26 protein-coding genes and 1 pseudogene are annotated in these 24972 nt (G+C 69.8%); 16 read left to right on the forward strand and 11 right to left on the reverse strand.

Going from position 1 to position 24972, the window contains the following annotated elements:
- Window positions 1-50 precede the first annotated feature (50 nt).
- From ACZ69M_RS23065 to ACZ69M_RS23075, 3 genes are all read left to right on the forward strand, one after another.
- Window positions 51-452, forward strand: a complete 402-nt coding sequence (locus tag ACZ69M_RS23065) for a DUF4307 domain-containing protein (RefSeq protein ID WP_470052341.1) — start codon at window positions 51-53, stop codon at window positions 450-452.
- A 211-nt stretch (window positions 453-663) separates the two neighbouring features.
- Window positions 664-1161, forward strand: coding sequence for a transcription elongation factor GreA (gene greA / locus ACZ69M_RS23070; RefSeq protein ID WP_054234773.1), 498 nt, complete (start codon window positions 664-666; stop codon window positions 1159-1161).
- Between the two features lie 294 nt (window positions 1162-1455).
- Window positions 1456-2133: a GAP family protein gene (locus ACZ69M_RS23075; protein ID WP_470052343.1), complete on the forward strand. Its 678-nt coding sequence runs from the start codon at window positions 1456-1458 to the stop codon at window positions 2131-2133.
- A 63-nt stretch (window positions 2134-2196) separates the two neighbouring features.
- Here ACZ69M_RS23075 and ACZ69M_RS23080 read toward each other — a convergent pair whose 3' ends face one another.
- From ACZ69M_RS23080 to ilvA, 3 genes are all read right to left on the reverse strand, one after another.
- The gene (locus ACZ69M_RS23080) at window positions 2197-3051 is read right to left on the reverse strand and encodes an ABC transporter permease (protein WP_352049817.1); all 855 of its coding nucleotides are present in this window, start codon (window positions 3049-3051) and stop codon (window positions 2197-2199) included.
- A complete protein-coding gene (locus tag ACZ69M_RS23085) occupies window positions 3048-4145 on the reverse strand; it encodes an ATP-binding cassette domain-containing protein (protein ID WP_470052346.1) in 1098 nt (365 codons plus the stop codon). Before ACZ69M_RS23085 ends, ACZ69M_RS23080 begins: the two co-directional genes overlap by 4 nt.
- A 207-nt stretch (window positions 4146-4352) precedes the next feature.
- Entirely contained in the window at window positions 4353-5582 is a 1230-nt protein-coding gene (ilvA, locus tag ACZ69M_RS23090; protein WP_470052348.1) for a threonine ammonia-lyase, read from the reverse strand.
- Window positions 5583-5747: 165 nt separating this feature from the next.
- On the opposite strand from ilvA, the gene ACZ69M_RS23095 reads away from it, so the two are divergent.
- From ACZ69M_RS23095 to ACZ69M_RS23105, 3 genes are all read left to right on the forward strand, one after another.
- Window positions 5748-6251, forward strand: coding sequence for a MarR family winged helix-turn-helix transcriptional regulator (locus ACZ69M_RS23095; protein ID WP_403697215.1), 504 nt, complete (start codon window positions 5748-5750; stop codon window positions 6249-6251).
- A 167-nt stretch (window positions 6252-6418) separates the two neighbouring features.
- Complete coding sequence (locus ACZ69M_RS23100; protein ID WP_470052350.1) at window positions 6419-6925, forward strand: sigma factor-like helix-turn-helix DNA-binding protein; 507 nt, start codon at window positions 6419-6421, stop codon at window positions 6923-6925.
- 37 nt (window positions 6926-6962) lie between these two features.
- On the forward strand, window positions 6963-7211 hold the full coding sequence (locus ACZ69M_RS23105) for a hypothetical protein (protein ID WP_470052352.1): 249 nt from the start codon (window positions 6963-6965) through the stop codon (window positions 7209-7211).
- 22 nt (window positions 7212-7233) lie between these two features.
- On the opposite strand, the gene ACZ69M_RS23110 is transcribed toward ACZ69M_RS23105, so the two are convergent.
- Entirely contained in the window at window positions 7234-8388 is a 1155-nt protein-coding gene (locus tag ACZ69M_RS23110; protein ID WP_470052354.1) for a cystathionine gamma-synthase, read from the reverse strand.
- Between the two features lie 132 nt (window positions 8389-8520).
- On the opposite strand from ACZ69M_RS23110, the gene ACZ69M_RS23115 reads away from it, so the two are divergent.
- The 5 genes and pseudogenes from ACZ69M_RS23115 to ACZ69M_RS23135 all read left to right on the forward strand — a co-directional run bounded on the left by ACZ69M_RS23115 (window position 8521) and on the right by ACZ69M_RS23135 (window position 13813).
- On the forward strand, window positions 8521-9639 hold the full coding sequence (locus ACZ69M_RS23115; protein WP_470052356.1) for a hypothetical protein: 1119 nt from the start codon (window positions 8521-8523) through the stop codon (window positions 9637-9639).
- Between the two features lie 110 nt (window positions 9640-9749).
- A complete protein-coding gene (msrA, locus tag ACZ69M_RS23120) occupies window positions 9750-10424 on the forward strand; it encodes a peptide-methionine (S)-S-oxide reductase MsrA (RefSeq protein WP_470052358.1) in 675 nt (224 codons plus the stop codon).
- 9 nt (window positions 10425-10433) lie between these two features.
- Complete coding sequence (locus ACZ69M_RS23125; RefSeq protein ID WP_470052360.1) at window positions 10434-11099, forward strand: hypothetical protein; 666 nt, start codon at window positions 10434-10436, stop codon at window positions 11097-11099.
- 18 nt (window positions 11100-11117) lie between these two features.
- Window positions 11118-11270 (forward strand): annotated as a pseudogene (locus tag ACZ69M_RS23130) (peptide-methionine (S)-S-oxide reductase MsrA); the annotation flags it as partial.
- A gap of 104 nt (window positions 11271-11374) precedes the next feature.
- Window positions 11375-13813 (forward strand): SpoIIE family protein phosphatase, encoded by a 2439-nt coding sequence (locus ACZ69M_RS23135; protein WP_470052362.1) that lies wholly within the window; start codon window positions 11375-11377, stop codon window positions 13811-13813.
- 21 nt (window positions 13814-13834) lie between these two features.
- On the opposite strand, the gene ACZ69M_RS23140 is transcribed toward ACZ69M_RS23135, so the two are convergent.
- Window positions 13835-14143 carry an Imm32 family immunity protein gene (locus ACZ69M_RS23140; protein ID WP_470052364.1) on the reverse strand — a complete coding sequence of 103 codons (309 nt, stop codon included), beginning with the start codon at window positions 14141-14143 and terminating at the stop codon, window positions 13835-13837.
- A gap of 176 nt (window positions 14144-14319) precedes the next feature.
- Between ACZ69M_RS23140 and ACZ69M_RS23145 the strand changes: the two genes are divergently transcribed.
- The 4 genes from ACZ69M_RS23145 (at window position 14320) to ACZ69M_RS23160 (ending at window position 16768) form a co-directional block, all read left to right on the forward strand.
- Window positions 14320-15075, forward strand: coding sequence for a hypothetical protein (locus ACZ69M_RS23145; protein ID WP_470052366.1), 756 nt, complete (start codon window positions 14320-14322; stop codon window positions 15073-15075).
- A gap of 174 nt (window positions 15076-15249) precedes the next feature.
- Window positions 15250-15534 (forward strand): hypothetical protein, encoded by a 285-nt coding sequence (locus tag ACZ69M_RS23150; protein WP_470052368.1) that lies wholly within the window; start codon window positions 15250-15252, stop codon window positions 15532-15534.
- 109 nt (window positions 15535-15643) lie between these two features.
- On the forward strand, window positions 15644-16108 hold the full coding sequence (locus ACZ69M_RS23155; protein ID WP_470052370.1) for a GNAT family N-acetyltransferase: 465 nt from the start codon (window positions 15644-15646) through the stop codon (window positions 16106-16108).
- 66 nt (window positions 16109-16174) lie between these two features.
- Complete coding sequence (locus ACZ69M_RS23160) at window positions 16175-16768, forward strand: DUF4291 domain-containing protein (protein WP_470052372.1); 594 nt, start codon at window positions 16175-16177, stop codon at window positions 16766-16768.
- A 308-nt stretch (window positions 16769-17076) separates the two neighbouring features.
- Here ACZ69M_RS23160 and ACZ69M_RS23165 read toward each other — a convergent pair whose 3' ends face one another.
- The 6 genes from ACZ69M_RS23165 to ACZ69M_RS23190 all read right to left on the reverse strand — a co-directional run bounded on the left by ACZ69M_RS23165 (window position 17077) and on the right by ACZ69M_RS23190 (window position 23743).
- A complete protein-coding gene (locus ACZ69M_RS23165) occupies window positions 17077-17919 on the reverse strand; it encodes a YhjD/YihY/BrkB family envelope integrity protein (protein WP_470052374.1) in 843 nt (280 codons plus the stop codon).
- Between the two features lie 224 nt (window positions 17920-18143).
- On the reverse strand, window positions 18144-19358 hold the full coding sequence (locus ACZ69M_RS23170; protein ID WP_470052376.1) for a cytochrome P450: 1215 nt from the start codon (window positions 19356-19358) through the stop codon (window positions 18144-18146).
- 46 nt (window positions 19359-19404) lie between these two features.
- Entirely contained in the window at window positions 19405-20796 is a 1392-nt protein-coding gene (locus ACZ69M_RS23175) for an NAD(P)/FAD-dependent oxidoreductase (RefSeq protein ID WP_470052378.1), read from the reverse strand.
- On the reverse strand, window positions 20793-21020 hold the full coding sequence (locus tag ACZ69M_RS23180) for a ferredoxin (protein WP_470052380.1): 228 nt from the start codon (window positions 21018-21020) through the stop codon (window positions 20793-20795). Before ACZ69M_RS23180 ends, ACZ69M_RS23175 begins: the two co-directional genes overlap by 4 nt.
- A 238-nt stretch (window positions 21021-21258) precedes the next feature.
- Window positions 21259-21789 (reverse strand): hypothetical protein, encoded by a 531-nt coding sequence (locus tag ACZ69M_RS23185; RefSeq protein WP_470052382.1) that lies wholly within the window; start codon window positions 21787-21789, stop codon window positions 21259-21261.
- A gap of 316 nt (window positions 21790-22105) precedes the next feature.
- Window positions 22106-23743 carry a multicopper oxidase family protein gene (locus tag ACZ69M_RS23190; RefSeq protein WP_470052384.1) on the reverse strand — a complete coding sequence of 546 codons (1638 nt, stop codon included), beginning with the start codon at window positions 23741-23743 and terminating at the stop codon, window positions 22106-22108.
- Between the two features lie 138 nt (window positions 23744-23881).
- Here ACZ69M_RS23190 and ACZ69M_RS23195 point away from each other — a divergent pair, with 138 nt between their 5' ends.
- Window positions 23882-24958, forward strand: a complete 1077-nt coding sequence (locus ACZ69M_RS23195) for an iron-siderophore ABC transporter substrate-binding protein (protein WP_470052385.1) — start codon at window positions 23882-23884, stop codon at window positions 24956-24958.
- Window positions 24959-24972 lie beyond the last annotated feature (14 nt).

A 24972-nucleotide genomic window follows, 5' to 3' on the forward strand; every position in this document is an offset into this window, starting at 1 on the left:
CGGAATCGGGGGACGAATAATTCCGGGACCCCGTCCCCGAGAGGACGATCATGAGCACGGCGAGCACCCAGCTGCCCGAGGGCCGGTACGGCCGCTCCGAGGACGAGCGCGCGGACCGGAAACTCAAGGTCATCGGCAGTGTGCTGGGCGTGGCGCTGCTCGCCCTGATGGGCTGGTTCGCGTACTACTACGTCTTCTCGAGCAAGATCAGCGCCGAGGTGATCACCTTCAAGGCCGTCTCGGACAACGCGGTCGAGGTGCACCTGGAGGTGCGCAAGGACGCGGCCGCCCACGGCTACTGCACGCTGCGCTCGCAGGCCGACGACGGCAGCGAGGTGGGCCGCGCGGACTTCCGCTTCGACCAGGACTCCTCCCGTATCGACAAGGTCATCACGCTCCGTACCACCTCCCGCGGCGGCACGGCGGAGCTGCTCGGCTGCCACGCCGACTGACACCACCCGCTGTCGCCCCCCTTACACCGCCCGCCACCTCCGGCAGCACCCGTGGCACCTACGCGCTGACCTGCGTTGACGTAATTCTGATGTCTTATGTCCTCCCCCTTCTGCCCGGGAATTGTTAGGCTCGTGGTTTCGCCCACCCGTGAAAGCACATTCTTCTGGGTAGGGCGATGCTTTGTATTCCCAGTACCTACGAGGAGCACCTGTGACCCAGACCAGCGAGAACGTCACCTGGCTGACCCAGGAGGCGTACAACCAGCTCAGGGCCGAGCTGGACTACCTGTCTGGTCCTGCGCGCACGGAGATCGCCGCCAAGATCGCGGCCGCGCGCGAGGAGGGCGACCTGCGCGAGAACGGCGGGTACCACGCGGCCAAGGAAGAGCAGGGCAAGCAGGAGCTCCGTGTGCGCCAGCTGACCCAGCTCCTGGAGAACGCCAAGGTGGGCGAGGCCCCCGCCGCGGACGGCATGGTCGCCCCCGGCATGGTCGTCACCATCGCCTTCGACGGCGACGAGGACGACACGCTGGACTTCCTGCTCGCCTCGCGCGAGTACGCCAGCGCCGACATCGAGACCTACTCGCCCCAGTCCCCCCTGGGCTCCGGCGTGAACGGCAAGAAGATCGGCGAGGACGCCCAGTACGAGCTGCCCAACGGCAAGCTCGCCTCGGTGAAGATCCTCAAGGCCGAGCCCTACAAGGGCTGAGCCGGGACCGACCCCTACGACGATGCCCCCGGCCACGCCGGGGGCATCGCTGTGTCTCGCCGGAGGAGACCTCACCTCCCGAGGACAGATCCCGAAAGCCGCAGGAAGATGGAACGGGAACTCGCCCAGTCGGTCGTCGTCCCGTTCTCGGGCAGCCGCTTCCCCGGGGCCGTGCCGAGGCGTTCGGCGTTCACGACAGTCCCCCGGCCGGCCGCACAGGCAGTCGGGTCACCCACTCTCACCAAGCCTTGCTCAACTCGATCGCCGACCTGCCCCACCCACCAGGAGGTCATCATGGGCAAAGTTCTCGGTGACGTGCTGGGGCTTGCGGCCGGCGTCGCGATCAGCCCGCTCCCGATCATCGCCATCATCCTCATACTCGCCACGCCTCGGGGACGCCTGAACGGCCCCCTCTTCACCATCGGCTGGATCCTGGGCCTCTCGGCACTGGGCGCGGTGATGCTGGCCATCGCTTCCCCCGCAGGTGCCTCCGCCCACAATCAACCGGCCACCTGGGTGGGAGCCCTCAAGCTCGCTCTGGGCGTACTCCTCGTCCTCTTCGGCGCCCGGCAATGGCACCGGCGCCCGAAGGATCCCTCGCAGGCCCAGCTGCCGAAGTGGATGGGCGCGATCGACCGCCTCACGCCGGTCAAGGTCTTCGGACTCGGACTGGCCTTGGCCGCGCTCAACGCCAAGAACGCCCCGCTGACGATCGCCGCGGCCGCCGCGATCGGCTCGGCCGGACTGCCGGTCGGGCAGCAGATCGCATCGCTGGCCATCTTCGTCCTGATCGCCACCCTCGGCCTGCTGGCCCCACTGGGAGTCTTCCTGCTCGGGGGAGAGCGAGCGAGAACGACGCTCGGCGGTTGGAAGGACTGGGCGGCCCAGCACAATGTCGCCGTGATGGCGGCCCTGTTCTTCGTTATCGGGCTGAAGCTGCTCGGAGACGGCATCTCCGTCCTCACCTCCTGACAGGCAACGCCAGAGGCCCCGGCGTCTGCCGGGGCCTCTGGTCGATCCTTGCCTGAAGCGTGATCAAGCATCTGCCCGGCGGTACTTGCGCACCGCGAGCGTTCGGAACACCACGACGATCACCACGGACCACAGCAGCGATGCCAACGCCGGGTGCTGCATGGGCCAGGCGTCCGGCACCGGATAGCCCGCCGGGAGGTTGCCGAAGAGCTGGCGGCAGGCCTGCACGGTGGCGCTGAAGGGGTTCCAGTTCGCGATGGTCCGCAAGAACGCGGGCATGTTCTCCGACGGCACGAACGCGTTCGAGATGAACGTCAGCGGGAACAGCCAGATCAGTCCGCCGGAGGTGGCCGCCTCGGGGGTGCGTACGGACAGGCCGATCAGCGCGCCGATCCACGAGAACGCGTAGCCGAGCAGGAGCAGCAGGCCGAATCCGGCCAGCACCTTGCCGAAGTTCTCGTGCGTGCGCCAGCCGACCAGGACGGCGACGATCGCGAGGACCACCAGGGTGAGGGCCGTCTGCACCAGGTCGGCGAGGGTCCGGCCGGTCAGGACCGCGCCGCGCGCCATGGGCAGCGAGCGGAACCGGTCGATGAGGCCCTTGTGCATGTCGTCGGCGATGCCCGCTCCGGCGCCCGCGGTGGCGAACGTGACGGTCTGCGCGAAGATGCCGGCCATCAGGAACTCGCGGTATCCGGAGGGGCTGAGGCCCGCACCCGGGACGTTGATCGAGCCGCCGAACACATAGCTGAACAGCACGACGAACATAATGGGCTGGATCAGCCCAAAAATGACCATCTCGGGAATCCTGGTCATGCGGATCACGTTCCGCCGGGCGATGACCAGGGAGTCGCGCACGGACTGCACGATGGCGCCCTGGGGGGCCGCCGCGGGGACGGCGTCTGTCACGGCACTCACTTCGTGGCCTCCGTCTGCGCGGTTTCCGCCTGCGCGGTTTCCGTCTGCGCGGTCTCGTTCTTCGCCGGGTCCTTCGCGGGGTCCTTCTTCGCCGGGTCCTTCTTCGGCTTGCGGCCCCTCGCGTCCCCCGCCACCCCGTTCTCCTCGTCCTTCATCTCGGCGACGTGGCCGGTCAGGGAGAGGAAGACGTCGTCGAGCGTGGGCCTGCGCAGCCCGATGTCGTCGATCTCGATGCCGCGGCTGTCCAGCTCGCGGATGACCTCCGCGAGGAGCTTCGCGCCGCCGGTGACGGGCACGGTGAGCTTGCGGGTGTGCTCCTCGACGGTCGTCTCGCCCTTGCCGAAGCCGCGGAGCACCTCCGAGGCCGTCGCTATGTGCTCACGCTCGTGCACGACGACCTCGACGCGCTCGCCGCCGGTCTGCGCCTTGAGCTGGTCGGCGGTACCGCGGGCGATCACACGGCCGTGGTCGACCACACAGATGTCGTGCGCGAGGTGGTCGGCCTCTTCCAGGTACTGCGTGGTCAGCAGCAGGGTCGTACCGCCGGAGACCAGCTGCTTGATGACCTCCCACAGCTGCTGCCGATTGCGCGGGTCGAGGCCGGTCGTCGGCTCATCCATGAACATCACCGGCGGTGAGACGACCAGCGCGGCGGCCAGGTCGAGCCGGCGGCGCATACCGCCCGAGTACGTCTTCGCGGGGCGGTCGGCGGCCTCCGTCAGGTTGAACTGCTCGAGGAGCTCGGTCGCGCGGACCTTCGCGGCCTTCGCCCTCATCTGGTAGAGCTGGCCGACCATCTGGAGGTTCTCGCGGCCGGTCAGGTACTCGTCGACGGCCGCGAACTGTCCGGAGAGGCCGACCCTGCGCCGTACCGCGTCGGGGTGCTTGAGCACGTCGACGCCCGCGACGACGGCCTTGCCGCTGTCGGGGCGCAGGAGGGTCGTCAGACAGCGGACGGCAGTCGTCTTGCCCGCGCCGTTCGGTCCCAGCAGGCCCAGGACGGTACCTTCCGGGACATCGAGATCGACGCCGTCCAGAGCCCTTACGTCACCGAAGGTCTTCACCAGGCCTTCGGCATAGATGGCGCCTGGCATGTGAGTTCTCCACGTCGTTGGGGAATTTTCACGGTAACTTCTTACCTTTGCCCGTCTCGTCCCGCCTCACAGACTGCGGCGAGCGCAGTGAGAGGCCGGGCGAGGACCGGGCACGCCACACCGTAACGCGATGTATCGCGTTACTCAACACATTTTTCCGAGGTTCGAGGACAGGGGCCCTGACCTCGGACGATGGATGTCAGTCGATCAGTCGATGACCGTGTAGCCCGCCTCGCGCAGGGCGCGGCCGACCTCGGCGCAGTGCTCCGGACCCTTCGTCTCCAGGTGCAGCTCGACCTCCACCTCCGTGAGCCCGAGCCGGGGATCGGTCCGTACGTGGCTCACATCGAGGACGTTAGCGTCCGCCACTGACAACACCCCCAGAAGTGTGGCCAGAGCACCGGGACGGTCCGTCAGCCGCAGCGTGACCGCGAGGTAGCGGCCGCTCGCGGCCATGCCGTGGCGCAGGATGCGCTGCATCAGCAGCGGGTCCACATTGCCGCCCGACAGCAGCGCGACGACCGGGCCCTCGAAGGTCCCGGGCTCGCTCAGCAACGCCGCGACCGGGCTCGCGCCCGCCGGTTCGACGACCAGCTTGGCCCGCTCCAGACAGAGCAGCAGCGCGCTCGACAGATGGCTCTCCGACACCGTGCGGACCTCGTCCACCAGCTCCTCGACGATCCGGAACGGCACGTCGCCGGGCCGTCCGACCTTGATGCCGTCGGCCATCGTCGCCGGGTTGTCGATCGACACCGGGCGCCCCGCCGCCAGCGAGAGCGGATACGCCGCCGCGCCCGCCGCCTGCACTCCGATGATCCGCACATCGGGGCGCATCGCCTTCACCGCGACCGCGACGCCCGCGGCCAGCCCCCCGCCGCCGATCCCGACGACGATCGTGCGCACCTCCGGGCACTGCTCCAGGATCTCCAGGCCGACCGTTCCCTGACCCGCGATGATGTCGGGGTGGTCGAAGGGGTGGATGAACACCGCGCCCGTCTCGGCCGCGTACTCCTGCGCCGCGGCCAGCGTCTCGTCGACCACTTGACCGTGCAGCCTCACCTCGGCGCCGTAGTCGCGGGTGGCCGCGACCTTCGGCAGCGGGGCGCCGGTCGGCATGAAGACCGTGGAGCGCACGCCGAGCAGCGAGGAGGCGAGGGCGACGCCCTGCGCGTGGTTGCCCGCGCTGGCCGCGACCACACCCGCGGCGCGCTCCTCCGGAAGCAGCCCGGCGATGCGCACATACGCGCCACGCAGCTTGAACGAGCCGGTGCGCTGGAGGTTCTCGCACTTGAAGTGCACCGGGGCGCCCACCAGCTGGGACAGGTACCTGCTGCCCTCCATCGCGGTCATCCGCGCCACGCCCGTGAGCATCTTCTGGGCGCCTCGTACGTCGTCCAGAGTCACCCTGGGCAAGGAGTCGGCCGTGCTGTAGCTCATGACCACCAGTCTCCCAGTTCACACCCGCGGACTCCTGGTGTGACCACGGGCCGAGACCGGTTTTACTCAGCGTCGGTACGACCCGCGCCCGGGCCGCGTACCCTTTCCCCCAACCCAGCTCCCCACGCATGAATTGAGCCCCCGGCCATGCCCACAACACCAGAAATGTCGATGGACATGACGACCGTCGGTGACACCGGTCTCCTCGACACGCTTCAGCACGAGGTCGCCTTGTTCGCGCGCCGTGCCGAACAGACCCGGCTCGGCGGAGTGGGGCAGGTCCGCAACTCCATGGACCGCGCCGCATACCTGCTGCTCAACCGCCTCGACAAGGAGGGCCCGATGGGCGTCAAAGCGCTCGCCGCGAGCATGGGCATCGACTCCTCGACGGTCACCCGGCAGGTGGCCCCGCTGGTCGACACCGGTCTCGTCAAGCGGACCTCGCACCCCGAGGACGGACGCGCCGTGGTGCTCCAGCTGTCGCCGCGCGGGCAGTCCCGCCTCGATGAAGTGCGCTCCTCCAGGCGTCAGTTGATGGCCGAGCTGACCCACGACTGGGCGCCGGAGGAGCGCGAGGCCTTCTGCTCGCTCCTCACGCGCTTCAACAGCGCGCTCTCGTCCCGGATGGCCCCGACGGGGGGCGCGGCGGGGGAGCAGCCGGCTTCCTGACCGTCGCGCCCGTTCCTGAGCCTTCGCACGTGTGTGCCCGCCGGACTCTTGACCGCGGGGCCGCGTCTGGCCTCATATGAGACCGGGTCCTTGTCGCACACGGTGCGGCCCGTCGTACACGGCCGGACCCTTGGTTCCGTCAGGGTCGTCCTCGGGCGGGAGGCGTGGTGCGAGAACGGCGCGCGTTCCAAAACGCCCGCCGGGCCCGGGAGTTCGAGGCGTTCGTCGCGGGCGCGGCAGGGCGGCTGCTGCATGCCGCCACACTGCTCACCGCGGAGCCGCCGAACGCCAACCCGCGCGCGCGTCGCCTGCTGACGCTGGCACTGGCCCACACGTACGCCTCCTGGGACCGTCTGCGCGGTGAGGACCCGTACGACCGGGCCCGCCAGCAGCTGGCCGTCCGCTTCGCGCGTGGGGCGTGGCACCAGTACGGGGCCCTGGGACGCTTGCGCCCATCCCCCTCCGGTTCCGTGGCCGTGCTGTCCCGGCTGACACCCCAGGAGCGGCTGGTCCTGGTCCTGAGGATGTACGAGGGGGTCGCCGAGGAACAGACGGCGGCCCTGCTCGGGCTCCCCGTGGAACGGGTGCGGGCGATCTGCGCCCGGGCGATGACGACGCTGCTGCACCCACCGCGCGGACCGGCACCGACCATCGCGAAGGTGGTGCCGTCATGAAGCACGATGGTGCGGTCGTGAGGTCGGTGGTGCGGTCGTGAACCTGCCCGAGCGCGAGGCGAACGTACGGCGACTGCTGGAGCAGAAGCAGCCCACCGTGCCGCCCGACCTGTACGCGGACGTCGTGCGCCGCGGGAGCCGGATGCTGCGCCGCAGGACGCTGGCCCGGCGGGTGCTGTGGCTGCTGCTGTTCGCCGCGGCCGTCGCCTTCGTGGTGTGGGCGTCCATGGCCCGCCCCTGGGTGGAGCCGCCTTCGCAGACGACCCCACCCCTGACGGGCTGGTGACCCCGAGGGGCCGAGGCCGGGTTCAGCCGAGGGCCTGCTGCAGGTCCTGGAGCAGGTCGTCGACGTTCTCGATGCCCACGGAGATGCGGACCAGGTCGGCGGGGACCTCCAGGGCCGAACCGGCGGCGGACGCGTGCGTCATCCGCCCGGGGTGCTCGATCAGGGACTCCACGCCGCCCAGGGACTCACCGAGGGTGAAGACCTTGGCGCGGTTGCAGACCTCGACGGCCGCTTCCTCGCCGCCCTCGACCTGGAAGGAGACCATGCCGCCGAACGCCTTCATCTGCTTGGCGGCGATCTCGTGACCGGGGTGCTCCGGGAGGCCCGGGTAGAGAACGCGGGTCACGCGCGCGTGCCGGGTGAGCATGTCGGCGATCTTGGTGGCGTTCTCGCTGTGCCGGTCCATGCGCACCGAGAGCGTCTTGGTGCCGCGCAGCACCAGCCAGGAGTCGAAGGGCCCGGCGACCGCGCCCATCGCGTTCTGGTGGTACGCCAGCTCCTCGCCGAGCGCCTGGTCGCCGACGATCAGCGCGCCGCCGACGACGTCCGAGTGCCCGCCCATGTACTTGGTCAGCGAGTGCACGACGACGTCCGCGCCGAGCGCGAGCGGCTGCTGCAGGTAGGGGGTGGCGAAGGTGTTGTCGACGACGAGCCGGGCGCCCGCCTCACGCGCGATCTGCGCGACGGCGGCGATGTCGGTGATGCCGAGAAGCGGGTTGGAGGGGGTCTCCACCCACACGACCTTGGTCTTCGGCGTGAGGGCGGCGCGTACGGAGGCCGGGTCGCTGGTGTCGGCCACGGACCACTCGACGCCCCACCGCGAGACGACCTTCGCGAAGAGGCGGAACGTTCCGCCGTACGCGTCGTTCGGGATGACCACGTGGTCGCCGGGGCTGAGCAGCGTACGCAACAGGCAGTCCTCGGCCGCCAGTCCGGACGCGAACGCGAGGCCGCGACGACCGCCCTCCAGGGCGGCGAGGTTCTCTTCGAGGGCGGTCCTGGTGGGGTTGGCGCTGCGGCTGTACTCGTAGCCGCCGCGCAGCCCTCCGACGCCGTCCTGCTTGTAGGTCGAGACCTGGTAGATCGGCGGGACGACCGCGCCGGTGAGGGGATCGGCGGTGTTGCCCGCGTGGATCGCGAGGGTCTCGAAGTGCTGACTGATGTGCCTGTCGCTCATGGGTCCCGAGCGTAGTGCGCCCGCGGGCCTGATGGCGGCTCACGGCTTGTGCGGGGCGCCTGATGGTGCGCGGTCCGGACCGGAACCGGACCGGGTTGGCCAATTGTCGGACCCGTCTGGTTCGCTTGAGGCATGGAGATTCTCTGGGTCCTGATGGCGCTGGCCATGTTCAGCCTGGTCCTGCTGCCGGTCCTCAGGCGCAGGCGCACCGGCATTCAGCTGGTCTCGCCCGGCGACCCGGACGCGGCGGACCCGGCGAACTACGGATTCCTGCGTCAGGAAGAGCTGGACATCCGTATGCCCGGACCGGACGGGGACCTCCTGGACGTCCTGGACCTGGTGCAGCGCACGCAGGAGTACCAAGCGGCCTCGCAGCTCCTGGCGGGCACGGAGATCTCGGGCGAGACACGCTGGCAGCGGGTGCAGGCCTTCGCCGGCGCCGCGTCCCTGGAGCTGCAGCAGCGTCCGGGCGGGGTCAGCGAGACGCCGGGCGGGCAGTGGCTGCGGGTGTGGCGGGCCGAGAAGCCCAAGGACGCGGGCGGCGCGGCGGTGCACGCGGAATTCCTGGTCCAGCAGGCGTGGCGGACTTCGACGCCGGGGACGGACGAGTTCCGGATCATCATGGAGGAGGCGAGGACGGCATGCGGCGCGGCGGCCCTGCTCTCCCCCGGTGACCCGATCCCGTACATCATCGAGCTGTCGGTGGCCCGCGGACTCGCCTACTCCCGGCCGGAGTTCGAGGCGCTCTGGCTGAAGATCCTGGACCGCGCGCCGGCCCACATGGGCGCGCATCTGGCGGCCCTGCACTACTGGTGCGAGAAGTGGCACGGCTCGCGCGAGGTGGCGTACTCCTTCGCGGAGGCCGCGGCGGCCCGCGCCCCTCAGGGCTCCCTGCTGGCCGCCATGCCCCTCTTCGCGGTCTTCGAGCACCTCCCCGAGGTGAACCTGGTCCGCGGCTTCTACCAGAGCGAGGTCGTCACCAAGGCGGTCCACGGCGCGCTCTACGCGGTGCACGCGGCCCGCCCCGACGACCCGATGCTGGCTCACGTGCGCCACCTCCTGGTGCTCTTCCTGGTCCGCGGCGAGCGCTGGGCCGAGGCCATGAACCAGCTGGTGCACGTGGACGGCCACGTGGGCGCTCTCCCCTGGACGCTCACATCCGACCCGGCGGCGGACTACGCGCTCTACCGCGCCCTGGCGGTGGCGGGCTACGAGGCGAACGGCGGAACGCCGGCGTCACTGCCCCGCTGAGGGCTCACGAGCCCCGGAATCCCGACCGGGGCTCACCCGTTGAACACCACGGCCCCGTTGAACACCACGGCGCCCCGGCCCCGTGCCCCCTGTGACCCCGTGGAGACCGCATGTTCCTGCACAGCCGTACCCCTCAGCTCCCGACAGCCGAACAGGCACTGCTCGGCCGCCCGGAGCCGATCTTCACGGTCCCCGACCGGCACACCGTCCTCGGCAACCCCCTCCTCGGCCCCTACCCCGAGGGCCTGGAGATCGCCGACTTCGGCATGGGCTGTTTCTGGGGCGCCGAGCGCAAGTTCTGGCAGCTCCCTGCGGGCGTGTACACGACCCTGGTCGGCTACCAGGGCGGCTTCACCGAGCACCCCACGTACGAAGAGGTCTGCTCGGGCCTGACCGGCCACACGGAGGTCGTCCGCGTGGTCCACGACCCCGGCCTGATCTCCTACGAGCGCCTCCTCCAGGTCTTCTGGGAGTCCCACAACCCGACCCAGGGTTTCCGCCAGGGCAACGACGTCGGCACCCAGTACCGCTCCGCCCTCCACACCCACACCCCCGCCCAGGCAGCCACCGCGGCCGCCTCCCGCGCCGCCTACCAGAAGGTCCTGACCTCCTCCGGCTACGGCACCATCACCACCGAACTCCTCCCCGCGAAGGGCCGCACCTTCTACCCGGCCGAGGGCTATCACCAGCAGTACCTTTCAGGCAGCAAAAACCCGGACGGGTACTGCGGGCTGGGCGGGACCGGCGTCTCCTGCCCGACCGGCGTGGCTCGGGCCGCAGGCTGACGTCGCCGGATGGGCTTCAGAACCTACGCGCGCAAGGTGCGCGACGAGCAGTTGCCACTCGCCCGACGGCACACCTCCCTCAGATGTGCCGTCGGGCAGTACTGTCCACTGGGCTTCAACGCGACCTGGGCCTACCTCGCCGCGACGGCACGCCCTTCCCCTGATCTCCGCAGAGACCCGGCCGCCCTGCTGCGCGCGCTGGAGACCTTGGAAGCCAGCCGAGCGGTCCGGCTCAACGAGGTCGATGCCTTCGCCGTCCGGCGTCACGCGGAGAAAGCGGCCGGCCGACGCACCCCACGCCGCATCTACACACCGCAGATGACGGGACCCCGCTGGCCCAGCGAAACGGAACCCTCTCGCTTGGGACTCATCGCTGCCGTAGCGAACCGCCACACGACGTTCCAGCGTTTTCCCTTCCCGGACGAGAGTCTGCACCGCGACAACCAGGCCCAGCAGCTGGCCGACCTGCACGCCCGCCTCGACAGCTGTGCCACCTCGTACCTCACGAACCTCGGCCATGTGGACGCCCCGACGCGAGACGCTCTGGCCGAGACGATCCTCCGAATCGAGAGCCTCATCCGTCCGGGCTACGCGCCCCTGAACGGTCATCTGCTCGTGTGGCTGCGCTTCGCGAACCTCATCGCATACGCCGCAGCGGCCCCTCTTGGCCATTGAGCACTGCTCTTGGCCATTGAGCACTGCCACCAGCAGTACCTCGACAAGAACCCGGCGGGTTACTGCGGCACAGGAGGGACGGGGGTCAAGCTGAATACCGTGTCCGAAGGCGACTGGGGGGCGTCTTGCCCGACGGGTATCGGGTCGGCTCCGGAGGTGTCGGAGAAGTAGGCGGAGGTATCGGAGGCGTGGCCGGGGCGGTCTGAGTCAACGGGAAGGTCGCGAACGGGGAGCGCGGGGAGGAACATCGGAGGCACGTAGGCAAGGTGGTGGCCATGGGGATGCCGTCGATGCATTTCAGCGAGAGTCCTGAGGATCCGTTCGCTCTCGGGCGCGGCGCCTCGGCCGTGCTCGACGATCGAGGCGCCGTGGTCGGCTGGAGCACACGTGCGCAGGAACTGCTGGGCTATCCGGCCAAGGAAGTGATCGGACGGGCGTGGCAGGACCTCCTGGTGGACGCCCGTGACCTGCCTGTCGTGCGGTCCGTCGTCGTGGACGCCATGCGGACGGGGGGCTGGTTCGGGGTCCTGCCCGTCCGGCACCGCGACGGACGGCGTATGGAAATGGGTTTCCGGGCCCGTGCGATCACTCGGGACGGAGACGGTCAGGAGTGGGTCCTGGTCGGAGCCCCCGCCGCGGAGGTCATTGCCTGGCAGCGGGACCGTGCGCTGCTGGACGGCCTGTACCGCCGGTCCCCGATCGGTCTGGTCACTTACGGCCCGGACAGCAGGGTGATCCGGGTCAACCGTGCGGTCGAAAAGGCAAGCGGCGTCCCGGCCGAGGCGCCGGTGGGCCGTCGCCCTCGCGAATTCATGGTCGACGAGGACGCGGGTCCGACCGAAGAGCGGGTACGGCACGTCCTGGAGACCGGCGAGCCGTTGATCTTCACGGAGCAGTCGGCCCGGGCACGCCATGATCCGGGCCGGGACCGGATCGTGTCCGTCTCGGCGTTCCGGATGGAAGACCCCGCGGGCCGGGTCCTGGGCGTGGCCGAGACGATCGAGGACGTGACCGACCGTCATCGGGCCCAACGCAGACTGGCCCTGCTGAACGAGGCAAGCGCCCGGATCGGAACCTCACTGGACGTGGCACAGACGGCCCGGGAACTGGCCGACGTGGCGGCACACGGCCTCGCCGACTACTGCTCGGTGGATCTTCTGAAGCCGGTGACACTTGGTGACGAACCACCCCCCAGTGTGAGCGGTGTGCTGCTCCGAGTAGCCCTCTCGCCCCCGGAGCGCCGGGTCCCTTACCAGGAGGGCGAGGTGGTCCCGCTCCTTCCGGATTCCGCGCAGGCGCGGTGCCTGGCCGAGCGCCGCCCGATTCTCGACCGGCTGCTGTCCCTGCGCCCCGAGTGGTACGCGATGGACCGGCGGCGGATCGAGATAGCCATGGGTCTCGGCGTTCATTCGCTGATCGTGGTGCCCTTGGTGGCGCGCGGCCTGGTACTGGGCGTAGTGAGCCTGTGGCGAGTGCGCCACTCGGAGCCTTTCGAGGACGACGACGCCGCGGTGGCCCATGAGTTTTCCTCGCGTGCGGCCGTCTGCATCGACAACGCGCGCCGCTTCACCCAGCAGCAGAGCGCCGCCCTGACTCTGCAGCGCAGCCTGCTGCCGCGCGCGGTGTCCGAGCTGCCGGCGGTCGAGGTGGCCTGCCGCTACCTCCCGGCGAGCGGTGAACCGGGCATCGGCGGTGACTGGTTCGACGTGATCCCGTTGTCAGGGGCCCGGGTCGCACTCGTCGTGGGAGACGTGGTCGGCCACGGGCTCCACGCCGCGGCCTCCATGGGCCGCCTGCGCGCGGCCGTGCGCACGCTGGCCAGCCTCGACCTGGAACCGGACGAGGTGGTGGCACGGCTGGACGATCTGGTCAGCCTGCTGGCCGCCGAGCTGGAGGCGAACGCCGACGGCAGCGGGGGGTCCACAGTGGACCAGATGCTCGGGGCCACCTGTGTGTACGCGGTCTACGATCCGGTCTCCCGGCACTGCTCCCTGGCACGCGCCGGTCACCCGGCGCCGATGCTGTCCACCCCGGACGGCGAGGTGACCCTGCTCGACCTGCCCGCGGGTCCACCGCTGGGTCTGGGCGGACTGCCCTTCGAAACGTACGACCTCGACCTCCCCGAGGGCAGCCTGCTCACGCTCTACACCAACGGTCTTCTGGAGGCGCGCAACGGCGACATCGACGCCGCGCTGGAGCACCTGCACGAATGCCTCACCCACGTTGCCGATCCGCTGGAGAGCACCTGCCACGCCGTGGTCGAAGCGCTGCTGCCGAAGGAGCACCTGCCCACCGACGACGTCGCACTGCTCATCGCCCGTACCCAGGTGCTACCGCCACAGGATGTCGCCGCCTGGCAGCTGCCCCTGGAAGCGGCCGCCGCTGCCCGTGCCAGGGAGCTGGCCACGGCGAAACTGGACGAATGGGGCCTGACGGAACTGGCCTTCACCACCGAGCTGGTCGCCAGCGAGCTCGTCACCAACGCCTACCGGTACGCGGCGGGCCCCGTCACCCTGCGCCTCATCCGTACGCACAGCCTGATCTGTGAGGTGTCGGACGCCAGCCACACGTCCCCTCACCTCCGACGGGCTCTCAGCACGGACGAGGGCGGACGCGGGCTCTTCCTGGTCGCACAGCTCACGGAGCGGTGGGGCACCCGCTACAGCCACGACGGCAAGACCGTCTGGACAGAGCAGCCTCTGCCGCACGCGTGACCCGCGTGACCAACTGCCCGCTCAGCGGGTCGGCATGCCTCCGTGCGGGCTGTCGACCACCAGGGGCAGTGACCCTTCGGCCAGGTAGAAGTGCCCGGGGAAGTAGTCGATGTGGAGGTGACCGCCGTCCTCGTCCGTGGCCAAGGCCCGCAGATTCTCCGCGAGCACCGCCCGGCCGGCGGAGTCACCGCTGATCACGAGGATCTGCCGCTCGGCGTCCCGGCGGATGAGAACGCCGGGCCCGGAACTCTTCAGGACCTCGACCCCGGCCAGGGCGTCGCCGCCGGGCGACGAGGTGGAGCTGAGCACCCCCTCGCCCCGGACTCTCATGGGCGTCACTCCTCCAACGTCGGGCTCCCGAAGGGGTTGGTGAGCACAGCTTGGCACGGGCCGTCGAGCCGCACTCACACCCGCTTGGACGCCCAGCGCGGCGGCTGACGAAGAGCGGTGTCCAGCGGTCACCTGGTTCTCCACGGACCGTCATAGGCGGGTGAGAGCCTGGTCCGGTGCTGATCGAGGGATTCGAGAAGGCCCCCGTTGTCGCGGGGGAAGAACTGCTGGCACTGCCCGGGTTCTGGGCGGCCTACCTGATGTGGCTGAGCCAGACAGAGGAGTACGACCCCGTCCCGGAGTGGTTCGGTGTCGACGGGGCCGATGCCGACGCGGCCTTCGACGCACTGCACGACGAGGACCACTGGCCTGTCTTCCGGATCCCGTTCGCGGGCGGCCACACCGCCATGGTCCTCGGTTGCAACATTCCCGAGGATCCGGGAACGGAGTACTTCATCACCCACCCCGAGTGGGGACGGCACGGGCACCTGGCCACCGTCGGCGGCCACCACGCAGGCCCGGGACTCTCCTGGCGAGAGCTCCACCACATCGCCCGCACGCCCGACCTCAACGCCCCGGGAGTCCACGCCGAGCACGCGCGCCTGCTCCTCCTGCTGCCGACGCTCGGCGACCAGGACATGCCCGAGAACGCCCCAGACGTACTCGGCGACGCGCTGGCGCGAGTCGGCCTCCCCGCAACGCAGGCGCGGTCCCTCGCCGAAGCGCTCCTCGCGGACCACCCCTTGTGGGAGCCGGCTGAATGGACGCTTCCTGCCGCCTCCCCGCTCTCGGGCAGCCAGGAGCCCTTCCACGGAATCCTGCACTGCGACGAGTCCATGAGTCCGCGGTGTGGTACTCACCTGGCCCGGGGCATCACCCGAGGGCAGAGCGACCGACTGGCCCACGCACTCGGCACCTGGCCCGCCGCATGAACGGCCCACCGACTGCGGCGGTCCGAGTTCGACGCGAGGTCGGGACTGCCGCCGTTCGGATCGCCCAAGGCGGCCCTTCAGGTGATTGCCGGACACCTCATGAGCCGGGCGGCCGTCGCAGGGGTACGACGTCTCAGCAGAGGAAGAACCCGGCACGCCGTGAGGAGCTTGGCAATGTACGCAGCGATCCGGCGGTACGAAGGAGTGACCGATTCGGCCGAGGCCGCACGTCTCGTGAACGAGGGGTTCGTGCCGCTCATGCGTCAGGTCCCCGGCTTCGTGGCCTACTACTGGATCGATACCGGCGACGGAGCGATGGTCTCGACGAGCGTCTTCGAGAACCGGGCCGGTGCCGACGAATCGATCGCGAGGGCCGCGGACTTCGTGCGGGACAACCTCGCGTCACTGCTCCCCAACCCTCCCCAGGTCATGGCCGGCGAGGTGGTGGCTTCCGCCTGACAGCGTCGCTCGCGGCACGATCCCGATCCGGCGACGCGCCCGGCCACGGAGGCGTACGACCCGCGCAGGATGACGCTGATCAGTCCCGGGCGATGGATAGGCTCACGGCATGGACGTCCGTGTGGAGATCGCCCGGAAGGCGAGTCAGGAACTCGTGGTTGCCTTCGGCCGGCTGCTACCGCAATTGTCCTCGACGGCGGACCCGCTCGGTTACGAAGCGATCGACCGGATGGTGACGTGTGATGCCAACACGGTGCTCGTCGCCCGGACGTCCGATGGGATCGTCGGCACCCTGACTCTGGTGCTCCTGCCCTTGCCGTCCGGCTTGCGAGCCCGTGTCGAAGACGTGGTCGTGGACAGCGTTGCGCGGGGCCGGGGAGTCGCAGGCCTCCTCACCCAGGAGGCCTTGCGGATTGCCCGGGAGGCGGGCGCCCGGACGGTTGATCTCACCTCCCGGCCGGATCGCGCGGCAGCGAACCGGCTTTACGAGCGTCTGGGCTTCCAGGCCCGGCAGTCGACGGTCTACCGCTTCCCGATCGAGCGGGACGACTCCGGACCGGACGGACGTAACTGAGGACACCGGCTCCGGCGCGCGAAAACCGATGGCCGACGCGAAACGCTCGGGCCCACCCTGTACGCCATGGAAGAACCGCAACGCACTGTCCGCGCCCTCCACACGGCATCCACGATCACCGTCTACCAGGCGTACTCCCCGGAGATCGGCCTGCCCGCGGCGCGCCAAGGTCGTTTCCCCACCGGGTGGAAGCGGGACCGCATGACATGGATCAAGCCGTCCTTTCTGTGGATGATGTACCGCTGTGGCTGGGCGACGAAGGCCGGGCAGGAGACTGTCCTGGCCATTGAGATCACTCGCGACGGCTTCGAGTGGGCGCTGCGCCACGCATGCCTGTCGAGCCACGTGCGCGGGCTGCACCCCGATCGCGGCACCTGGCAACGGCGGCTCAAGCGTGCACCGGCCCGTGTGCAGTGGGACCCCGAGCGTGACCTGCACCTGCGCCCCCTGACGTACCGTTCACTCCAACTCGGCCTCTCCGGCGAGGCCGTACGGCGTTACGCGGACGAGTGGACGGTGGCCATCAGCGACGTGACTCCGCTCGCCCGAGAGGTCCACGGGCTCGTGAGTCGCGGTGAGCTGGACGTCGCGGCCGGACTGCTGCCGCAGGAACGCGCCTACCCCGCCGCGGACGAACTGCTGGCCTCGCTGCGCTCGTGACGGACGTTTCTTGAGAGTGTGTGCGGGCGCAGGAGGGCGGCCGCGCGGATGTGGGGATGGGCCGCGCAGCGGCACAGGTTGCCGCTCATCCACTCGGTGATCTCGGTATCCGACCCGGCGCGCCCTTTGCGCTCCGCGCCCGTCGGCCCACACCGTGCAGGCACCACAGGTGCGCTGGTCGCAGCCCTTCTTCGGGCCCGTGAGGTCGAGATGCTCGCGCAGCGCGTCCAGCAGGCTCACGCGCGGCTCCAGCGCCCACCGGATGCCGTGCGGGTGAACCTCTCGGTGAACGGAAAGGGCCCGCCCACTCAGTGGTTCGGGTTCTTGTTCTGGTGGTGGGAAACCTGTTCTCGTGCCGTCCGCCAGCGTGACCTGGTCTGCTCGACCACGCTGTCCCACTGCCGGTGGACCTCGTGGTCGGAAGGGCGGTGGCCCTGGCGGATCCGGCTGAGTTCGTCTCGTACTTCTCGTCCCAGTGCCACCGACGCGACCAGGACGAGCATGGCTGCGAAGAGGGCGGAGAGCATCGCGAAGACGGCGCCGACCACGCCGTAGCGTGCGGCGGAGGAGTTGAAGAGGCGCGGCATGTAGAGGGTCGCGCCCACCGAGTAGGCCACCGTCAGAACGGCGGCGGTGACGCCGAAGGGGAGCAGGTCCGGCCGGCTGATCCGCTTCGCCGACAGGATCCGGCCGCTCCAGACGAGGAACGCGGCGGTCACCGGTACCTGGCACAGGGAGGCGGCCAGGCCCAGCGCGCCGCCGCCGAGGAGCGCGGAGAGTGTCGCGGTGACCACCCCGTAGCCGCCGAGGGTGAGGATCCACCACAGGCCGTTGCGTGTGTTGCGCACGCTGAGAGGCTTGAGTTCCCATGCCTGTTCGAAGAGCCGTTGCACGGCTCGCGCGAAACTCAGCACCGAGATCGTCAGAAACACGATCCCGAAGATGCCCACGCTCGCACTGGTGCCTTCGGCGGGAGAGAAGAGGGAGTTGACTGCCGTGGCGCCCGCTCCGGTGAGGTGGTAGCGCTTGATGATCCGCTCGGCGGCGTCGTAGTGCACGAGGTTGCCGAGGACGGCGCCGAGGAGGATGGAGAGCGGGATCAATGCCGTCAGGGCGCTGGACGCCAGGGCCATCGAGCGGTCGAAACCCACGATCTTCTGAAACCGGTTGATGACCCGCAAGGCGAAGGCGGGACGCAGCCAGAAGGTCAGCGTTCTGACGAGGCGCTCTCGATTGATCCCCGCCGTGCTGCCCTCCGTGAAGATCGGGACCTGTGGGACGACGCGAGCCTAACGGACGGTCGCTGGACCGATGAGGGGCGACACGAGCGGCCACCTGCCGGGCTCGGGCGCGGTGCCGGTACTCGAACGCGGTGTCAGTTCTGGTCGACGAGCAGGTGGATGGGGCCTCGTAGGACGGGGCTGGGGCGGTATGGAGGTGGGTCGGTCACCAGGGTGGGGCCGGCCAGGCGGCGTACCAGTGCGGTCAGGGCGATCTGGGTTTCCAGTCGGGCCATCGGGCCGCCGAAGCACAGGTGGATGCCGCTGCCGAATCCCAGGTGCTGGTTGTCCTGGCGATCGGGGTCGAAGCGGTCGGGATCGTGGAAGCGGTCGGGGTCGCGGCTGCCCGAGGCGAGCATGAGCATGACCTTCGAGCCCTTGGGGATGACGGTGTCGCCGACGGAGATGTCGCTGTACGCCGCCCGCCACGGAATGATGTGCACGGGGGGCTCGTAGCGCAGCAGTTCCTCGACCAGCGGTACGACCAGGTCCGGTTCGGCGCGCAGGCGTTGCAGCATGTCAGGGTGGCGCAGCAGCGTCAGCATGCCGTTGGTGATGAGGTTGACGGTGGTCTCGTGGCCCGCGATGAGCAGCAGGTTGGCGGTGCTGACGATCTCGCCGTCGGTCATCCGCCCGTCGGGCCCGTCGTCGTTGGCCAGCCGTGTCAGGAGGTCGTCGCCGGGGTGACCGTGGCGCTGTTCCAGTAGTCCGCCGAGGTAGTGGCGCAGGTCTTTGGTGGCCTGTATGCCGTTGTCCAGTTTCTCCTGTGGGTCGGTCTTGGGGTTGTAGTCGATCGAGTCGATGATGGCGTTCACCCACACGTGGAACCGCGGTTCGTCCTCGCGCGGCACACCGAGCAGGTGGCAGATCACGGTGACGGGGAACGGGTAGGCGAAGTCGTCGACGATGTCGATCCGCTGCTTGCCCTCGAAGTCGTCGATCAGCCCGGTGACGATCGCGGTCAGGTCCGGTTCCATGCCGGTCACGAGGCCCGGGGTGTGCGGGGGCCCGAAGTGACGCATCGCCAGGCGCCGCAGACGGTCGTGCTCGGGCGGGTCGAGGTTGATGAACGCCGGCGTGGCACGTTCCTGCATCGCGGGCATCGGATGCGCCAGGTTGCGGACGTCGGAGCTCAGGTGCGGGTCGTGCAGGATGCCGCTGAGTTCGCGGTAGGTGCTGATGACGTAACTGCCGTCCTCCTGCAGCGCCACCGGCGTCCTGCGCAGCTCGGCGTAGAGCGGGTACGGGTCCGCCCGGTTCGCGTAGTCGAGGATCCGGGGCAGGATGTCGGGCGTCTGGGTCGTGGTCATGTCGCTTTCCCTCCTGGTCCCTCCCCGCGGTGCTGTCGCTTCCCTCCTAGCAGTGCTGCCGCATGGCAGTGACGCGCCGCTCGCCCGGGTCATGGCCGGTGACGACCACGGTGGCGCCCTGACCGAGCAGAGTGGGGCCCGGGAAGTCGACGGGCACCGGCTTGGCGTCGACGGGCTGGTCGGGCGTGGGGCAGGGGGGCGGGAAGGGCGCGGCCGTCTCGATCAGCCGCCGGTAGTGGTCCAGCCACTTCGCGTTGTTGAAGCTGACGGCCGCCGTGACGCGGCCCTGGTACCCGTAGGTGGCGACGAAGCGGTGGTCGGGCACGGACCCCTGGGTGACGACGACCTCGTCGGCGTAGGTCGGCACACCGACGGACTTGATGTTGACGCCGAACTGGATCGACCAGAACGTCGGGATGGTCAGGTGCGGCCAGCGGTCCGCCTGGGCGCTGACCATGTTGTGCGCGGCGATCTCCGCCTGCTCCACGGCGTTGGCCCAGTGTTCGAGCGAGATGAACCGGTACTCGTAGACCGGGTTCGGGCTGCGTGCCACGTCTCCGGCGACGAAGATGTCGTCGGTGACCAGGCCGTTGAGGTCGAAGGCCCGGCAGCCCGCGTCACAGGCGACTCCCCATATGCCCACCGCCAGTCCCGAGTCCCGCAGCCACTCGGTGTTGCGGATGCCCCCGAGCGCCACCACCGCCACGTCGGCGTCGACCGTGCTGCCGTCGTCGAAGTGGGCGCGGCGCAACCGCCCCTGCGCGTCGCCCTCCAGCTGGGTGACTCGGACACCGCAGCGCAGGTCGACACCGTGCGCGCGCTGCATCTCCGCGGCGACCTCGCCGATCATCGCGCCGAGTCCCCCGACCAGCGGGGCCGGCGCGAGCTCGGCGACGGTCACCGGGATGTCGCGCTCACGGCAGACGGAGGCGATCTCGGAGCCGGTGAAGCCCGCGCCGATGATCAGTACGCGGGAGGGCCCGGCGGCGACCGCCCGCTGCAGGCCTGCGGCGTCCTCGCGCGTGCGGACCACGAAGACACCGTCCAGGGCCGCCTCGGCCTCGACGGGCCAGGGCCGCGCCCGTACACCGGTGGAGATCAGCATGCGGTCGAAGGGGACCGTGCGGCCGTCGGCGAGCCGCACGTGGTTGTTCGCCAGGTCCAGTCCGTCGGCGGGGACGCCCAGGAGCCACTCCGCGTCGATGTCACGGCGCCGTGGCAGGGTGGTGCCGTCGGCCGGCACCCATCCGGTCAGTACCTGCTTGGACAGCGGGGGGCGGTCGTAGGGCTCCCCCAACTCGTCACCGATCATGGTCAGCTTCCCGGTGAACCCCTCGTCGCGCAGGGCCTCCGCGGCGCGCAGTCCCGCCAGTGACGCCCCGACGATCACGACGCGGCCGTCGCGCTTGAACCCCTGCAGGGTGTCGGCGGTGCTCATGACGGCGACGTCCCCACCGGCGCTTCCCGGCCCTCCAGCCGGTCGACCAGAATGGCCTGGACGGGGCAGGCCGCCGCGGCGCGCAACACCTGTTGGCGCTGGGCGTCGTCGGGGTTCGAGGCGTACATCAGCGCTTCCTCGCCGTGCATCCGGAACGCGTCCGGAGCCAGGAACGCGCACTGCGCGTACCCCTGGCACCGGGAAAGATCAACGACAACTCTCATCCCGACCTCCATTGCGGGAACCGCGAAGCCGCGGGTCCTGAGGCAGCGCTCCCAGGCGCCCGAAGCGCGAGGCACGCCTTCTTCGAAGAAAGGAGTCGGCAGGTCTCCGCAGGAAGAGTCGATCATCGCGAATGAGGCCTCGGCGTCTGCAAAACCGCCCGGAGAACCTGACCTTGCGGTCAAAAGCCTATCCCCGGCGCACGTCGTCCGCACGCCCGCCGCAGGAGGTGGGCGGGCCTCAGAACACCCCGGTCATCCCCGCCACTCCGCCGATGAACGCGCTGAGCAGCATCAAGGCGCCCAGCGCACCGAGCAGCACCAGCAGCCCGCGCGGTACTCGACGCGCGCCGGTCCTGCCGAAGACGACCAGGATCCCCAGCAGCAGCACCATCAGGCCGAGCAGGGAGATCGCCAGCCACCCGAACGAGGACGCGGTGCCCGTCTGCTCGTATCCGCCGGAGGCCACCCGCTGCAACGCGACCGTGTCGCCGACGGGCAGGTTCTTGCCGATCGAGGCGTTCGGGTCGACGACGGTGCCGTCGGAGGAGCGGAAGATGCCGCTGCAGTGCGGATACCGGTGGCCCCCGGCGTGTTCCCAGGCGCATGCTTCGATCCTGAGATGCCCGGGGGTGCCGGCCAGGCCCGTGGCGTAGGCGAAATGCGTTCCCGCGAACCAGGTCAGTCCGATGCCCGCGGCCACGAGAACGACGACCATGACCGCCGGCCGGCCCGCCCGGACTCTTTCCCTGCGCCGGCCCCAGCCGTTCATACGCTCTCCCCCGGGGTGTCAGCCCGGAACAACGCCCCGGTCGTCCCGGCCGTCCCAAGCTACGCTCTCGAGCGCGGTGTCCTCATCCCCGGCGGCGGCCCCTGGCCGTCGGGCCGACGCTGCCCGGCGACGGTCACCACATGGTCGCGGCCTTCGACCGAACGGCTTCCTCCGGCACCCGGCCCGAAGCGCCGCTGGTGGCAGCGCCGCGGCTGAGGCACGGAGGACGCGGTGGCCGGGCCCGCTCGGCCACCGCGTCTCCCTCCACGAGCGGGGTTTCGCATGATCGGGTGACGACGCGTCGGTGGCTGGTGCCTCACTTCCGATAGCCGAGGATCGTCATCATGCCGGACTCCGAGTGGTACTGGTTGTGGCAGTGGAGCATCCACAGGCCCGGGTTGTCGGCGTAGAAGTCGACGACGAGTTTGTGGTGTGGCACCACGTGGGCGGTGTCCTTGCGGGCGCCGACCACGCCGAAGCCGGTGAGGGCGAAGGTGTGGCCGTGCAGGTGCATGGGGTGCCACATGTCGGTGGCGTTGATGAGGGTCAGGCGGATCCGTTCGCCGTAGCTGACCGGGTGGCGTTGCTCGACGGAGTACGGCCGGTGGTCGAAGGCCCAGTCGAACTTCTTCATCCCGCCGGTCAGCCTGATGCGCAGCTCGCGGTCCGGTTCGTCGTCGGTGAGGGCCACGGAGTCGTCCGGCACCAGGCGTCTGGCCGGGACGAGCTTGCCGTCGAGTTCGTCCGGGTGCACGGAGGGGCGGGGATTGTCCCCACTGCCGGTGCGCAGGACGGCCAGGGCTCTGGCGTTCTTGCCCTCGGCGAGCGCGACCAGCGGGAACACTCCGTCCTTGGCGGTGATCAGCACGTCGTAGCGTTCGGCCATGCCGAGCAGCAGCGCGTCCGTCCTCGTGTGCTCGACGGGGTAGCCGTCCGTGTGCGTGATCGTCATCTCGTGGCCGCCCAGCGCCACCCGGAAGGCCGTTTCGGCGCCGGCGTTGATGATCCTCAGCCGGATGCGGTCCCCCTTGCGGGCCCGGAAGACCGAAGGAGCCTTCGCGAGACGGCCGTTGACCAGGTAGAACGGGTAGTCGACGCTGCCTCCCTCGCTGTGCAGGATGCGGCTGTGGGAGTTCCTCAGGACGCGGGAGGGGCCGTGGGGCTTCTCGTGGGCGGCCTTGTCATGGGCCTTGCCCCCGGGTTCGTCGTCCTCGCCCATGCCCATGCCCGTCGCCATGCCCTTGCCGTCGAGCAGCTGTGCGAGCACACCGTCGGGGGTGGAGCCGGCCACACCGTCCACCCAGTCGTCCAGGATGACGACCCACTCCTTGTCGTAGGACAACGGCTCCCTGGGGTCCTCGACGATCAGCGGGGCGTACAGGCCGCGGTCGAGCTGCAGCCCCGAGTGCGAGTGCAGCCAGTACGTGCCCGGGTGCGTCACGGCGAAGCGGTAGTTGAAGTCGTCGCCGGGCTTGATGGGGTGCTGGGTCAGGCCGGGCACTCCGTCCATGTCGCAGCGCATACGCACCCCGTGCGAGTGCAGCGTCGTGGACACGGGCAGATGGTTGGCCAGGTTGAGATCGAGGATGTCGCCCGACTTGATCCGCACCTCCCTGCCGGGCAGCGAGTCGCCGTACGCCCATGACCTGACGGTCCGTCCACCCAGGTCGAGGGTGGTCTCGGCGGCCGTGAGGTGGAACGAGCGGACGGGGCCGGAACCACGTTTCCTCTCGACGGCGAGGACCTCGGGATCGGACGGATTCACGTACCCCTTGGGTCCCCTGGGAATGAAAGGCCTGCCGCCGTGACCGACTCCGCTCCCCTGGTGCTCGCCCGGCCCGGGGTGCGAGCCGGGTCCGGAGGAGGAGTCGGACCCGGAGCAGCCGGCCAGGAGTCCCGAGCCGGCGGCCGCGATCGAGGCACCGAGCACGGTGCGCCGCGTAGGTGTGTGCATGAATGAATAACACACGTTTTACGCTGATATGTCCTCGAACCCGGCACGGTGTGTCCCCCATCGGAGCAGACCTCGTCACCCCGAAGGCACCCCGAAGGCGCCCCGGAACGGATGGTAAGGTTAGGCTTGCCTTATCCATTGATCGGAGTACTTGTGCGCACCTTGGGGTCGAAGGCCGTCCTGGCCGTTGCCGTCGTCGGCGGTCTGCTGGCCGGATGTTCGTCCGGGAACGGGGACGGGGACAACGGCTCCTCGCAGAGCAAGAACACCTCCAGCGGCGACCGCAATCTCGTGAGCGGGGCCTCCGAGGGCCCCTCCGCCGCCCCCAGCGCAGTCGCCGCCGGAATGGGCGCGGGCGGCGCCAAGGACGGCGAATTCCCACGGACCGTCGGGCACTTCGAGGGCAAGACGGAGATCAGGAGCGCGCCCGGGAAGATCGCCGCGCTCAGCACCGGACAGCTGGACGACCTGCTGACCCTGGGCATCGTGCCGACCGTGACGACCCGCGCGGACAACGCCGGGCCGGCGCCGGATTATCTGAAGGACGCCTTCCCCGCGTACAAGAAGCAGTTGTCGGCCATGACCGACGCGGGCACCCGCACCGCGCCCAACCTGGAGACGCTCGCCGCCGCCAAGCCCGATCTGATCCTGATCAACGACTCGCTCGGCGACCTCTACCCGAAGCTGTCGAAGATCGCGCCCACCGTCGTGACGGCCGGCAACGGCATCAACTGGAAGCGGGATCTGCTTCTCGTCGGTGACGCGGTCGGCAAGGGCGACAAGGCGCAGGAACTGCTCGACGGCATCGTGGGCGACGCCGCCACACGGGGCAGGCAGCTCGGCGATCCCGCCGTCTCCATGGTGCGGTTCACGCCGGACCGGACGCGGATGTTCGGCGTGTCGTCGTTCACCGGCTCCCTCGCCGTCGACATGGGGCTCTCCCGGCCCAAGTCGCAGCAGTTCAAGGCGATTTCACAGGACATCGGGGCGGAGAGCATCGATGTCGCGGACGGGGACTGGATCTTCTACTCCGTGCAGGGCGACGCCTCCAGGACCGACGCGGGCAGCGTGCTCGCCGGGCCCCTGTGGAAGTCGATGAAGGCGGTCGAGGCCGGGCACGCGGTGAAGGTCGACGACGACCCCTGGTACCTCAACGCCGGCCCCACCGCCGCCCGGCTCGTCGTACGACAGCTCGCGGACACCCTCGGCAAGTGACCGGTCCCACGTGC

The sequence above is a fragment of the Streptomyces sp. NPDC107454 genome, from assembly GCF_055582885.1.